Annotated in this window: 14 protein-coding genes and 1 tRNA gene; 9 read left to right on the top strand and 6 right to left on the bottom strand. The window is 68.6% G+C overall.

The window, feature by feature from the left end; genetic code table 11:
* Positions 1–30: 30 nt before the first annotated feature.
* A complete protein-coding gene (locus KBY57_RS08910) occupies positions 31–582 on the bottom strand; it encodes a septal ring lytic transglycosylase RlpA family protein (RefSeq protein ID WP_254995489.1) in 552 nt (183 codons plus the stop codon).
* 436 nt (positions 583–1,018) lie between these two features.
* Here KBY57_RS08910 and purM point away from each other — a divergent pair, with 436 nt between their 5' ends.
* Complete coding sequence (gene purM / locus KBY57_RS08905) at positions 1,019–2,059, top strand: phosphoribosylformylglycinamidine cyclo-ligase (RefSeq protein WP_254995534.1); 1,041 nt, start codon at positions 1,019–1,021, stop codon at positions 2,057–2,059.
* Positions 2,060–2,329: 270 nt separating this feature from the next.
* A complete protein-coding gene (locus tag KBY57_RS08900) occupies positions 2,330–2,950 on the top strand; it encodes a hypothetical protein (protein ID WP_254995533.1) in 621 nt (206 codons plus the stop codon).
* Here the strand turns inward: KBY57_RS08900 and KBY57_RS08895 are convergent.
* Positions 2,947–3,942, bottom strand: a complete 996-nt coding sequence (locus KBY57_RS08895) for an aldo/keto reductase (RefSeq protein WP_254995488.1) — start codon at positions 3,940–3,942, stop codon at positions 2,947–2,949. The genes KBY57_RS08900 and KBY57_RS08895 overlap by 4 nt on opposite strands.
* A gap of 33 nt (positions 3,943–3,975) precedes the next feature.
* Here KBY57_RS08895 and KBY57_RS08890 point away from each other — a divergent pair, with 33 nt between their 5' ends.
* Together KBY57_RS08890 and KBY57_RS08885 are read left to right on the top strand one after the other, a co-directional pair.
* Positions 3,976–4,143 carry a hypothetical protein gene (locus KBY57_RS08890; protein WP_254995487.1) on the top strand — a complete coding sequence of 56 codons (168 nt, stop codon included), beginning with the start codon at positions 3,976–3,978 and terminating at the stop codon, positions 4,141–4,143.
* A 16-nt stretch (positions 4,144–4,159) separates the two neighbouring features.
* The gene (locus KBY57_RS08885; RefSeq protein WP_254995486.1) at positions 4,160–4,681 is read left to right on the top strand and encodes a hypothetical protein; all 522 of its coding nucleotides are present in this window, start codon (positions 4,160–4,162) and stop codon (positions 4,679–4,681) included.
* Between the two features lie 329 nt (positions 4,682–5,010).
* Here KBY57_RS08885 and KBY57_RS08880 read toward each other — a convergent pair whose 3' ends face one another.
* Positions 5,011–5,142 carry a hypothetical protein gene (locus KBY57_RS08880; protein WP_254987910.1) on the bottom strand — a complete coding sequence of 44 codons (132 nt, stop codon included), beginning with the start codon at positions 5,140–5,142 and terminating at the stop codon, positions 5,011–5,013.
* Between the two features lie 115 nt (positions 5,143–5,257).
* Positions 5,258–5,328: transfer RNA gene (locus tag KBY57_RS08875), tRNA-Cys, on the bottom strand.
* 44 nt (positions 5,329–5,372) lie between these two features.
* Between KBY57_RS08875 and KBY57_RS08870 the strand changes: the two genes are divergently transcribed.
* The gene (locus KBY57_RS08870) at positions 5,373–6,623 is read left to right on the top strand and encodes a lipid-A-disaccharide synthase-related protein (RefSeq protein ID WP_254995485.1); all 1,251 of its coding nucleotides are present in this window, start codon (positions 5,373–5,375) and stop codon (positions 6,621–6,623) included.
* Positions 6,624–6,651: 28 nt separating this feature from the next.
* Positions 6,652–6,909, top strand: a complete 258-nt coding sequence (locus KBY57_RS08865; RefSeq protein ID WP_254995484.1) for a hypothetical protein — start codon at positions 6,652–6,654, stop codon at positions 6,907–6,909.
* Positions 6,910–6,943: 34 nt separating this feature from the next.
* Here the strand turns inward: KBY57_RS08865 and KBY57_RS08860 are convergent, their stop codons facing one another.
* A complete protein-coding gene (locus KBY57_RS08860; RefSeq protein ID WP_254995483.1) occupies positions 6,944–7,621 on the bottom strand; it encodes a ribonuclease D in 678 nt (225 codons plus the stop codon).
* 68 nt (positions 7,622–7,689) lie between these two features.
* On the opposite strand from KBY57_RS08860, the gene KBY57_RS08855 reads away from it, so the two are divergent.
* A complete protein-coding gene (locus KBY57_RS08855; RefSeq protein WP_254995482.1) occupies positions 7,690–8,241 on the top strand; it encodes a cofactor assembly of complex C subunit B in 552 nt (183 codons plus the stop codon).
* 19 nt (positions 8,242–8,260) lie between these two features.
* Entirely contained in the window at positions 8,261–9,106 is an 846-nt protein-coding gene (locus KBY57_RS08850) for a dehydrogenase (RefSeq protein WP_254995481.1), read from the top strand.
* Here KBY57_RS08850 and hemF read toward each other — a convergent pair.
* A complete protein-coding gene (gene hemF / locus KBY57_RS08845; RefSeq protein WP_254995532.1) occupies positions 9,033–10,136 on the bottom strand; it encodes an oxygen-dependent coproporphyrinogen oxidase in 1,104 nt (367 codons plus the stop codon). The two genes, KBY57_RS08850 and hemF, sit on opposite strands and share 74 nt — an antisense overlap.
* A 160-nt stretch (positions 10,137–10,296) precedes the next feature.
* Between hemF and KBY57_RS08840 the strand changes: the two genes are divergently transcribed.
* Positions 10,297–11,388: an Mrp/NBP35 family ATP-binding protein gene (locus tag KBY57_RS08840; RefSeq protein WP_254995480.1), complete on the top strand. Its 1,092-nt coding sequence runs from the start codon at positions 10,297–10,299 to the stop codon at positions 11,386–11,388.
* The last annotated feature ends 4 nt before the right edge of the window (positions 11,389–11,392 follow it).

The following is an 11,392-nucleotide window of genomic DNA, read 5'->3' as shown; positions in this document are numbered from 1 at the left end:
GGCTGGAGGAGAGCTGCCGAGCAGCTCAGATCACTGGAGCACGTCGAGGCGCACCTGGGCGATACCACTGGCGGTGACACCCAAGGAATGGGCCGCGCCATGGGCCAGATCGATCACTCGGTTGCCATGGAAGGGACCGCGATCGTTGATGCGCACCACGGTGCTGCGACCATTCCAGAGATTGGTGACCCGAACCTTGGTGCCGAAGGGCAGGGTGCGGTGGGCAGCCGTGAGGGTGCCGGGGCGAAACACCTCGCCGTTGGCGGTGCGATTGCCATAAAAACCAGGGCCGTACCAGCTGGCCTCACCTTTAGCGGAATGCACCACCCGGGGAGCCGGCTTCGGGGCCGGAGCAATGGGAGTAGGGGGAGCCTGCTTGATCAGGCTCTCCGCAGGCGCGGATTCGCTGTCGGCCTCACGAATGGCAACGTCGTTGCTGGGGCCTTGGACCTCTGAGCTCGGCGTAGCCACGGCAACGGCATCGTTGGTGGTGGCTGCGCGGCTGGATTCGGCGATGGCAGGAACCAAGGCGCTTCCTGAGAGAAGCAGGGCAAGGGCCCCCAGGGAGAAAGTGCGACGCATAACAAACGAAACCCGCTGCAGGAGCAGCAATCACCAGCCGAAAGCGAAAGCTTCACGGCCAATCGATGATTCGTCAGCGTTGGATTCGAACTCAAACTGAATGGAGTTGAGATGCGAATTCGCGTTCGGAGTTCCTATCGGGAATTGACAACGACGCAAAGTTAACGGCCGTCGCGGGCGGTTTCGGTCAAAAACGACACCCCAAGAACCGATCAGAATTTGTCATCAAATCCCCGAGCGCAGGCCCTAACAGGGCTGAGCCACCGTCAGCAAGCCACCCCGGCATCAGCGACCCAAATGACGGTCATCAGCGCAGCTAATAGCCGTATGTGCCAATCTGCCAATCGTCCATCGACTGGGCGTGACCGGCCGCCCGCTGAGGGCGGACGGCTGGCGTTGGAGGATCAGGAGACAGCACCTGATGGACTTCGACGGGATGGACTACCGCACTGCCGGCGTGGACGTGGTCGCAGGCCGGGCGTTTGTGGATCGGATCCGCGCCAGCGTGGAAGCCACCCATCGCCCAGAGGTCGTGGGTGGTCTTGGCGGGTTCGGTGGCTTCTGCCGACTGCCGGCAGGCCTGCGGGAGCCGCTGCTGGTGGCGGGCACCGACGGGGTCGGCACCAAGCTCGAGCTGGCCCAAGCCCACGGCCGTCACCACGACGTGGGCATCGACCTGGTGGCGATGTGCGTCAACGACGTGATCACCAGTGGGGCAGAACCCCTGTTCTTCCTCGACTACATCGCCACCGGCAAACTCAGCCCTGAGGCCATGGCCGAGGTGGTGCAAGGCATCGCTGAGGGCTGCCGGCAGAGCGGCTGCGCCCTCCTGGGCGGGGAAACCGCAGAGATGCCCGGCTTCTATGGTCCAGGCCGCTACGACCTGGCGGGCTTCTGCGTGGCCGTGGTGGAGGCCAGCGCAGTGATCGATGGCCGCGCCGTGGTTGCCGGCGACCGCATCGTGGCGGTGGCGAGCAGTGGTGTGCACAGCAATGGATTCAGCCTGGTGCGTCGGATCCTCGACATCCAGGCGGTGGACGAACGCACCCCGTTGCCAGGTAGCGATCAGCCCCTGATTCAAGCCCTGCTCACCCCCACCCGCCTCTACGGAGCCCTTGTGAAAGCCCTCCTGACCAACGGCCTGCCGATCCACGGCATGGCCCACATCACCGGGGGCGGCCTGCCGGAAAACCTGCCCCGCTGCCTCCCTGCTGGCGTGCATGGCGTGATCGACCCCAACAGCTGGCAGCGCCCCCCCCTGTTCAGCTGGCTGCAGGAGGCCGGCGAGGTGCCGGAGGCGGATCTCTGGAACACCTTCAATCTGGGGGTGGGCTTCTGCCTGGTGCTGCCTGCCTCCGCCGTATCCGAGGCCCTCGCCGTCTGCCAGCAAGCCGGCTACACCGCCTGGGAGCTGGGTGAGGTGGCCAGCGGCAGTGCTGGCGCCCAACCCCTGGCGGGCTTGCCCTACGGAGATTGAGCGGCGCCCAAGCCGCTGCTGGCAAATTGCTTCACGTTGGAGGCCAAGGGCCGGGCAAGACGACCCTGCTGCCTAGGGTGCTGACCTCGAACCGTCGCCATCCCTGATCCGCAGGTTGGTGGCCGAGCAGAACGAAGACAAATCAGGAGAGGCGTCATGACGCAATCAGTAGGTTCACCACTAGGTTCACCACAACGCCTAACCGGACAACGTCTAACCGGATCTGGCCCTGCCAGCACGGGAGTTTCAAGCGGGCTAGGCCAGGGATCCCTGGGCTCCGGCCAGCGCCTCACCCGCCGCCGCAGTTCCGCTGGCCCCGTTCCGCCCAGCCGCCCCCTGCGACCGCGCGATCCAGTGCCTGCCCCCCAGCGCGGAGGCATACGGCCCACCTTCCTCACCCTGAGGGATCACGGCAAGGTGTACGTGGCCGACCTGCCCCGGCTCTCCGACGGCCAACTGGCCCACGTGGCCAAAGAGGCGCGTGAGGTGCTCGAAAGCCTCGGTCGCCGGCTGGAGGAGCTCGATGCCCAGCCCTTCCTCTCCCAGGCCGAGCAGGACACCCGCATCCGGGCCTCCACCAAGCGGGACGTGACCGAGCGCTTCATTCGCTCGATCGAGGACGAGCTGCAGCTCCGGCGCAACAACCCGGCCCTGCGGGCCGCCGCCGGCGAGTCCCTGGCCCGGGCATTTCTGGAGCTGGCCCGCCACCGGCTCCCCGGCGCCACCTTCGACTCCCTGCTGCAGGAGGCGCTCGCCGCCTGTGGACCGGAAGCGGCTGCGGCCGAAGCCGAATCCCACGGCGACCCAGGCGCCAATCCTGTGGTGCCGCTGGTGCGCCCCCAGGCGATGCCCGTGGTGCTCACCCTCGATCCAACCGCCCAAGCCGGCTAAGCGCTCTGGAAGGGGTTGGCTGGCATGCCGACCTCCAGCCCCAGGGCCAGGTCGTCGAGGCGTTCACGCTCCTCGGCAGACAGCGACCAGGTGAGCGCGGCCGCCGCAGAATCCACCTGGTCGGGGCGGCGCAGGCCGGGGATCGGCATGGCGCCGTGGGCCCGACACCAATTGAGGGCCACGGCAGACAAGCTGGCGGCATGGCTGGCGGCGATTCGGCCCATTTCTGCCTGGAGCTCCACCAGGGCCGGGCCGAGACGGCGAAACAGGGCGCCCCGGGGGCCCGTCGGCCAGCTCTGGGCCTGCAGCGGCCGGGCCAACAACCCCAAGGCCAGGGGGCTATAGGCGATCAGGCGGATGCCCAGCTCGCGGCACAGCTCGGCCACGCCGCCGGGCCGGATCGGATCAGGGGCCAGCAACGACAGCTGCACCTGCAGGCTGCTCAGCGCCACGCCCCGCTCGGCGAGCCGGCGGTGCACAGCCCGCAGCCGCAGCGGACCCATGTTGGACACCCCCAGGGCTCCCGCCTCACCCTGCTCCACCAGATCGGCCAAGCCCTCGAGCAGGGGGGCCTCCTGCCAGGGGGCATAGCGGGCGGTGCTCCAGTGGAGCTGCACCAGGTCGATGCGACCGCCAAGGCGCTGCTTCGAGGCGGCGAAACCCCGCTGGTAGCCGCGCCGCCCGAGCCGCCAGGGGAAGGGGGCCAACTTGGTGGCCAGGCACAGCCTGTCCCGCTGCTGGGGAGGCAGGGCGGCGCTGAAGCGGCCCAACAAAGCCTCGCTGCGACCGTTGAAACGGCCAGTGCCGTAGGAGTCGGCGGTGTCGAACATCTGCAGACCGCAGGCCACGGCCCGCTGGAATGTGGCCTCCAGAACGGGATCCTGGCTGGGGTCGTATCCCCAGAGCAACTGGTTCCCCCAGGCCCAGGTGCCCACACCAATCCCGGGCGCCGAGCCCTCCGCTCCGCCAACATCAGCCAACGGATGCGCCATGGTGGACTGCCGTGCCTGCGGTGCTGCCCCACGATGCCCGATGCTCCCAACCCTGGCACCACCAACCCAGGCGCCACCGACAACCGGGCCCCGGCCACAAGCGATCCAGCACCCGAGCCCATTCTTTGCCAACACTGCGGGCGCACCGCCAGCAACGGCATCAGCTGCCAGGGCAGCTGCGTGGCTGATTCGGGCTACTGAGCCACCCCCTGGGCTGATGCCTCTCCTGCTGCCGATTCACCGGCTGCCGGCCCGCCTGGCCGTGGTGCTGGTCCTGAGCCTGGGCGGCGCCGTGCAGGCGGAAGGGTTCGGGCGCTGGGACACCAAACTGCGCGATTGCACCCTGCTCCAAGGGCGGGTCGAGTTGCCCCTGCAGGCCCAACAGCAAACCTGCCAACGGCTGCGGCTCGAGCAAAACATGGAGGGTCTGCTGAGCGTGCGGCTGATCCAACCGTCGGCCCACCAGCGCTTCGGCAGCCAGACCCTGGTCTTCGGTGGTGTGCTGGCCGAAGGGCAGCAGACGATGCGCTGCAACACCAATGGCGAATGCCAACCCCGCTGGCCGATCCGCCTGGAGGTGGCCACCGTGGCCAGCAGCCTGGCCGATGACCAGGGGGTGGCACCGACCCTGCCGACGGCCCAACTGGCCCGGGGGAGCTGCCTGCTGGAGCGCCGCGCCCTGCAGTGTCAGGCCCGCGACCACAACGGCCACTTCTGGGAGGCCAAGGCCCGGCACTGATGCGTCGGACGGGGTGTGCGCGCATGAACACCCAGCACGACAACGACCGTTTCTAAGCAGAAATACTCAGTATCTTTATCTTGTCGTGATGAGCGACGGGAGACCTGTCCCTGGCGGAGTCGAACACGCCAGGGATTTTTTGTGACTAATTCTTGCGCCTGCTCACGTCAGACACGCTGTCCTGACTTGGATTCACGCGGTGGAGGAGTTCGACCCTTCATCGCTTGAGGAAGCGGGCGGAAGGTTTGTTCCCGTCGCCGCCGCCCTGCTCCTCCCTCTTGCCTAGAACCTCATTCCAATCGGCACTGGGGCGGTGTTCGCCGGGTCTCCTACTTTCTGCTGCCTTCCAGATCCGTGTCGGATCCGTTCTGGTGGCCGTTCAGGTGCTTCTCGCAAGCGTTGACGGTTGTGCCGATCAGCAGGGTCGCAGCGGTGAGAGCAAGGAGCAGCAGGCGCTTCATCGGTTCTGGGGGAGTGCCCTCAGGATATGGGCGGTTGTGCCGGGGTGCCTGGAGTGTTGCAGGGCGCTCACCGATCAAGCCAACAAAAAATGACCAGCTCTCGCGGTCAATAAAGAGGCGGCACCCAGATTCGAACTGGGGGTAAAGGATTTGCAATCCTCTGCCTTACCACTTGGCCATGCCGCCGCACAGGGAGCAAACTCCCTGCAGCGGATCGTATCAGCCATGGCATGTCCTCCCGTCTGCTGGTTCTGAGCAACGGCCACGGGGAGGATCTGATCGCCCAGCGTGTGCTGCATGCCCTGCGGCAGCGGCGGCCCGATCTGATCGTGCGGGTGCTGCCCCTGGTCGGGCTCGGGGAGGCCTTCGCCGCCGACGAAGCCGCTGGCCATCTGCAGCGGCTCGGCCCCCAGCTGCAGCTCCCCAGCGGCGGCTTCAGCAACCAGAGCCTGCGAGGCCTGGCCCGTGACCTGGCCGCCGGCCTGCCCCTGCTGAGCTGGCGGCAGCTACGCCTGGTGCGCGCCTGGGCCCGCCAGGGCGATCCGGTGCTGGCCGTCGGCGACCTGCTGCCCCTGCTGCTGGCCTGGAGCAGCGGCGGCCGTTTCGGCTTCATCGGCACCCCCAAAAGCGACTGCACCTGGGCCTCGTCAGGGCCACCCGGCTGGCGCCCCTCGCCCCTGGCGGATGCCTACCACCGCTGCAAAGGCAGCGAATGGGATCCGTGGGAATGGGCCGTGATGGGCAGCCGGCGCTGCCGGCTCGTGGCCGTGCGCGACCGGCTCACCGCCCGCGGGCTACGCCGCCATGGGGTGGCGGCCCTGGCTCCCGGAAACCCGATGATGGATGGCTTCCCCCACGCCCCTCTGCCGGCCTGGCTGCAGAGCCAACGGCGCCTCATCCTGCTGGCCGGCAGCCGCCTGCCCGAATCCCTCGCCAACGCCCACCGGCTGCTGGGCTGCCTGGCGCTGGGGCAGCCGCCCGATCCGGCGGTGGTGCTGGTGGCCTCAGGCTCGATCCCCAGCGCGGAAGCCTGGGCCCAGCTCCTGGAGAGTGGGGGCTTCACCGCGATGCCCCTGAGCGCGGAAGCGGCCGCCCTCGGCGCCAGCGCCAGCTGGGGAAGGGGCCGCTGGCAGCTGCTGCTGGGCCAGCACAGCTTCAGCCGCTGGGCGAGCTGGGCCGAACTGGGCCTGGCCACCGCCGGCACCGCCACCGAACAGCTGGCGGGGCTTGGGGTGCCGTCGCTGTCGCTGCCGGGTTCAGGTCCGCAGTTCAAGGCGGGCTTTGCCCGCCGCCAGAGCCGGCTGCTCGGCGGCGCCGTGCAGCCCTGCCAGAGCCCGGAGCAGCTGGTTCGGCGGCTGCAGGAGTTGCTCGAGGATCCCCACGAACGGGCGCGGCGCGCAGCCTGGGGCCGCCGCCGCATGGGGCCAGCCGGCGGCAGCGCTCGGCTGGCTGCGTTGGTGGAGCAGCGCCTGCTGGGATGATGCGGCCATCCTCTGCCTCTGCGCTGCCATGGCCGGCATTCCTGATCGGGCCTACAACGCCGCCTGCGGCAAGCTCGCCAGCCAGTTGGGCATCAGCCTGGCCGCGGCCCGCCGCAAGGTGGATGTGAAGGCCTCCCAGCAGGGGCTGCGGGAGACAGCCGCCAAGCTGACCCTGGCCGAGCAGATGCTGGCAGAAGCCCAATCCAGCGGCACCAACAACCACGACCTGCTCACCTCCCTGCTCGAAGCGGTGGGCAACGACGAGAACTTCATGGTTGAAGACTGAATCGTCGAAGACTGACGCGCCGCCCAGGCGGGGCTCAGCGATTCCCGCCGGTGGAGTGCTCGAACAGCAGGTGGAAGCGCTGGCGATCGAGGTCGGCGAACACCGGAAGACAGCCGAAGCAGCGCTGGGCCAGCTCCCAACGCTCCTCGCGCTTGAGCATGGTTTCCAGCCGGTCCCGGGCCGGCAGCAGGTAGCGCACATCTCCGGCGGCGTAGGCCAACTGGGCATCGGAGAGATCTTCAACCCGGCCCCAGTCGGAGCTCTGGGCCTGCTTGTCGAGCTCAACGCCCACCAGCTCCTGCACCACCTCCTTGAGGCCGTGGCGGGGGCTGTAGGTGCGGCCCAGGCGGCTGGCCACCTTGGTGCAGAAGATCGGGTTCACCGTGATGCCGAGGTTTTCGGCCAGGGCGGCCACGTCGAAGCGGGCGAAGTGGAACACCTTCTCAATCGCCGGGTTTTCCATCAGCGCCTGGAGCCGGGGCGCCGCGCTTTGGCCCCGGGCCAGACGGATGCAGCACACGTTGTCGTGGTCGTCGCAGATCTGCACCAGGCAGAGGCGATCGCGGCCGTGGATCAGGCCCATGGCCTCGGTGTCCACCGCGAGAGCCCGCGCGCCGGCATACAGGGCGGCCCACTCCGCGTCGAGGTCAGCGTCGAACACGGCGAAGCGGGCGGGGGCCGGCAGGTTGCTGGGGGCGGACGGGGCGGCCATGCAGAGGGAACAAGTGCGCCCCCATGCTGGCAAGCCACGGCCCGCCGGGCCGGCGGCACAATGGAGCGATGGCCAACCTCGGCTCCACCCTGCTGCTCACCCTGCTCCTGGCCATCGGCCTGGTGTTCTTTCTGCGGGCTGCCAGCAAGGACCGCACCACCGTGGTGGACGTGCGCTCGTCGCGGCCGCCGCTGGAGGTGCTGACCCGGCTCAGCGAGTGGCTGCAGCAGCGCGGCTGGCAAACCGAATTCAGCGATCCGGAGCGGCGTCACCTGCGCTTCCGCGCCGAAGTGGCTGCCAGCCCCTGGCTGGCTGTTCTGCTGTCGGTGCTCGGGGCCGTGGGGGCCGCCTGCCTCGGGCTGGTGCTGCGGCAATTGCTGCCCCAGCTGGCCTGGTGGCCGCTGCTGCTGGCGCTGCTCGGCCCGGCGGCGGGCCTGATCTACCGCAACCGGGCGATGCGGGCCGAAACTCTGGAGCTGCGCCTGATCAGCCACGACAGCGCCACCGGCAGTGCCCTGCGGCTGCGGGCCCACCGGGACGAGCTGATCGCCCTTGAGCTGGAACTGGGCCCCCAGCTGGGTCTGTTCAGCGACGGCAAGCTGCTCAGCTCCCCCATCTAGCCCTTCCGCCAGCCCAGCCATGGATCGACGTCGGTGGGTTGGTGCCGTGTTGCTTGGGGCCCTGACCCTGGGCTCCGCCGCCGCCGCCCAGGCCCCGCTGCTGGCCAACCTGGATCCCCTGACGGGCCCCCGCAGCCGACTGAGCAAAGACTGGCTGGGCCAGGTCCCCTTGCCCAGCCGCACCGAAATCCTCGTGCTGGCCGGCCATGCCGACTCCCAGGGAATCGGCGGGGCCGGCACGGCAGGCGCCGCGGTCGATCTTGCCGGGGCCGCCCCGATGCAGCCCGGCATCCGCGATGAGCTCTACTGGAACCTGCTCACCGCCAAGGCGGTGGTGGCCCTGGGGCAGCAGCGCGGCCTGGCGATCCGCTTCTACGAACCACCCCTGCGCACGATCGCCAACGCCGACGATCCCCGCACCAACTGGAGCGTGGGCAAGGCCCATGCGGAGGCCGGTGGCTATGCCCTCGAAATCCACTACGACGCCTATGGCCCCGACGGGGTGGGATCGGGCCTGATCCCACCGCTGCATCGCCCGCCCAGCCGCCTCGACGAAAGCCTGGCGATCGCCTTTGGCCCCTACCCCCTGCTTTACCGCAACGGCCTCGGGGCCCCCAGACGTGGAATTGCCATCCTGGAGATTGGCAAGCTGGAGGGCAGCCTGGAGGCGGCGCTGCGCAATCCCCGCAGCCGCGATGCGGCGATCGCCGCGATTGCCGAGCGGGTGGTGAGTGCGCTGCAGCAGGGCCTTGAGCCGACGGGTTTGGCTCAGGAGCCAGCGGGTGTGGCGATCAGTCCACCGCCTGATGGGGGGCGCAGCGCCCCACAAGCGAGCCGTCCTTCAACCAATCCTGGGGGCGAGTGAACAGGTCGGTGAGCAGGGCCTCGCGGCTGCCAGGTTCTGGCTGGTAGCCGTATTCCCAGCGCACCAGCGGGGGTAGCGACATCAAAATCGACTCAGTGCGGCCATTGGTCTGCAAGCCGAAGATCGTGCCCCGATCGAACACCAGGTTGAACTCCACATAGCGGCCGCGCCGGTAGAGCTGGAAGTCGCGCTCGCGGGTGCCGAAGGGGGTGAACTGGCGCTTCTCGGCGATGGGCACATAGCTCGGCAGGAAGGCATTGCCGCAGGCGGAGGCCAGCTGGAACAACTGCTCCCAGCTCTGGCTCACCGCACCAACGGCCTGGCTGGCGGCCGCGGCCGGGCCACTCGGGTTCTGGCCCTTGTAGAGGACGCCGCGTGGATCCTGGTAGTCGTAGAAGATGCCGCCCACACCACGGGTTTCGCCGCGGTGCTTGAGGAAGAAGTATTCATCGCACCAGGGCTTGAACACCTCGTAATAGGCGGGGTTCACGCTGTCGCAGGCCCCCTTGAGGGTGCGGTGGAAATGCTGGGCGTCCTCCAGGAAGGGGTAGTAGGGGGTGAGGTCGGCGCCGCCACCAAACCACCACACCGGGCCCGCCTCGAAGTAGCGGTAGTTGAGGTGAACGGTGGGGATGTAGGGGTTGCGGGGGTGCAGCACCATCGAGGTGCCGGTAGCAAACCAGCGGTGGCCCTTGGCCTCGGGCCGCTGGCTCAGGATCGAGGGGGGCAGCTCGGAGCCCTCCACCTCGGAGAAATTGACGCCGCCCTGCTCAAACACGCGGCCCTGCTTGATCACCCGCGAGCGGCCGCCGCCGCCCTCGGGGCGCACCCAGCTCTCCTCTTCAAAACGGCCGACGCCATCGAATTGCTCCAGGCCGGCGCAGATGGAGTCCTGCAGGCCCATCAGCAGGGCCTTGGCCCGCTGGCGCGAATCGGCCGGCGGGGCCTCCAGGGCCAGCTCCTGCTCGTGGGGCTTCGAGACCCGTCCGACCAGCTTATTTTTGCCACGCGCCAGCAGGGCCTTGAGCATCGACAGTGCGCCGAAAGAGCGCCGGAAAGGTCTCACCATTTCAGGCCACCCCCCACCCACACAAGTGTTCGAGAGGGTCTGTCACGGCGAGGCCACAGCGCGGTCACAGTCATGGCTTCGGCCGTGGCCCCTAGGATCGCGGGCCTTGTTCACCTCCCCGATGGCTTCTGTGGAGCAGGCCCTTGCCGCCCTCAACGCCGTCCAGGATGCGGGCAGCGGGCGCAGCCTGATGGAGCTGGGCTGGATTCAGGAGCCCCGGCTGGAAGGCGATCGAGCCGTATTCCGGCTGGCCCTACCCGGCTTTGCCCAGAGCCAGCGCGACCGCATTGCCACCGAGGCCAGAGCCGCCCTGCTCGACCTCGACGGCGTGAACGACGTGCAGATCGAACTGGCCCAACCCGCCGGCTCCGCCCAGATCGGGGCCGCCGGCCATGGAGCGGGCGGCCAGGGGCAACTACCAGAACGCCAGGCCATCCCGGGCGTCCGTCAGGTGATCGCCGTCAGCAGCGGCAAGGGGGGCGTGGGCAAGAGCACAGTGGCCGTCAACCTGGCCTGCGCCTTGGCCGCCTCCGGACTGAAGGTCGGCCTCCTGGATGCCGACATCTACGGCCCCAACGCCCCAACCATGCTGGGGGTGGCTGACCGCACCCCCGAGGTGCGCGGCGAAGGTGCCCACCAGGTGCTCACCCCAATCGAGACCTGTGGCATCGCCATGGTGTCGATGGGGCTGCTGATCCAGGAGAACCAACCGGTGATCTGGCGGGGTCCGATGCTCAACGGCATCATCCGCCAGTTCCTCTATCAAGTGGATTGGGGCGAGCGGGATGTGCTGATCGTGGATCTGCCGCCCGGCACCGGTGACGCCCAGCTCACCATCGCCCAGGCCGTTCCGATGGCCGGGGCGATCATCGTCACCACCCCGCAACAGGTGTCCCTTGCCGATGCCCGCCGCGGCCTGGCGATGTTCCTGCAGATGGGGGTGACCGTGCTGGGCGTGGTCGAAAACATGAGCGTCTTCATTCCGCCGGATGCTCCCGACAAGCGCTACGCCCTGTTTGGCAGCGGCGGCGGGGCCCGCCTGGCGGATGAAGCCGGCGTCCCCCTGCTGGCCGAATTGCCCCTGGAGATGCCGGTTCGGGAAGGCGGCGATAGCGGCCGTCCCGTGGTGCTCAGCCATCCCGATTCGGCAAGCGCCCAAGCCTTCCTGGCCCTGGCCCAGCGCATCGGCGCCGCCCACCTGGTGCCAGCCTGAATCC

The organism is Cyanobium sp. Aljojuca 7D2 (assembly GCF_024346415.1).
Classification (GTDB): domain Bacteria; phylum Cyanobacteriota; class Cyanobacteriia; order PCC-6307; family Cyanobiaceae; genus Cyanobium_A.
This window is presented reverse-complemented; position numbering and strand designations above follow the sequence as displayed.

Coding starts and splice junctions, on each gene's coding strand:
- KBY57_RS08910 (WP_254995489.1), bottom strand. CDS start 582: ATGCGTCGCACTTTCTCCCTGGGGGCCCTTGCCCTGCTTCTCTCAGGA.
- purM (WP_254995534.1), top strand. CDS start 1,019: ATGGACTACCGCACTGCCGGCGTGGACGTGGTCGCAGGCCGGGCGTTT.
- KBY57_RS08895 (WP_254995488.1), bottom strand. CDS start 3,942: ATGGCGCATCCGTTGGCTGATGTTGGCGGAGCGGAGGGCTCGGCGCCC.
- KBY57_RS08890 (WP_254995487.1), top strand. CDS start 3,976: ATGCCCGATGCTCCCAACCCTGGCACCACCAACCCAGGCGCCACCGAC.
- KBY57_RS08885 (WP_254995486.1), top strand. CDS start 4,160: ATGCCTCTCCTGCTGCCGATTCACCGGCTGCCGGCCCGCCTGGCCGTG.
- KBY57_RS08880 (WP_254987910.1), bottom strand. CDS start 5,142: ATGAAGCGCCTGCTGCTCCTTGCTCTCACCGCTGCGACCCTGCTGATC.
- KBY57_RS08870 (WP_254995485.1), top strand. CDS start 5,373: ATGTCCTCCCGTCTGCTGGTTCTGAGCAACGGCCACGGGGAGGATCTG.
- KBY57_RS08865 (WP_254995484.1), top strand. CDS start 6,652: ATGGCCGGCATTCCTGATCGGGCCTACAACGCCGCCTGCGGCAAGCTC.
- KBY57_RS08860 (WP_254995483.1), bottom strand. CDS start 7,621: ATGGCCGCCCCGTCCGCCCCCAGCAACCTGCCGGCCCCCGCCCGCTTC.
- KBY57_RS08855 (WP_254995482.1), top strand. CDS start 7,690: ATGGCCAACCTCGGCTCCACCCTGCTGCTCACCCTGCTCCTGGCCATC.
- KBY57_RS08850 (WP_254995481.1), top strand. CDS start 8,261: ATGGATCGACGTCGGTGGGTTGGTGCCGTGTTGCTTGGGGCCCTGACC.
- hemF (WP_254995532.1), bottom strand. CDS start 10,136: ATGCTCAAGGCCCTGCTGGCGCGTGGCAAAAATAAGCTGGTCGGACGG.
- KBY57_RS08840 (WP_254995480.1), top strand. CDS start 10,297: ATGGCTTCTGTGGAGCAGGCCCTTGCCGCCCTCAACGCCGTCCAGGAT.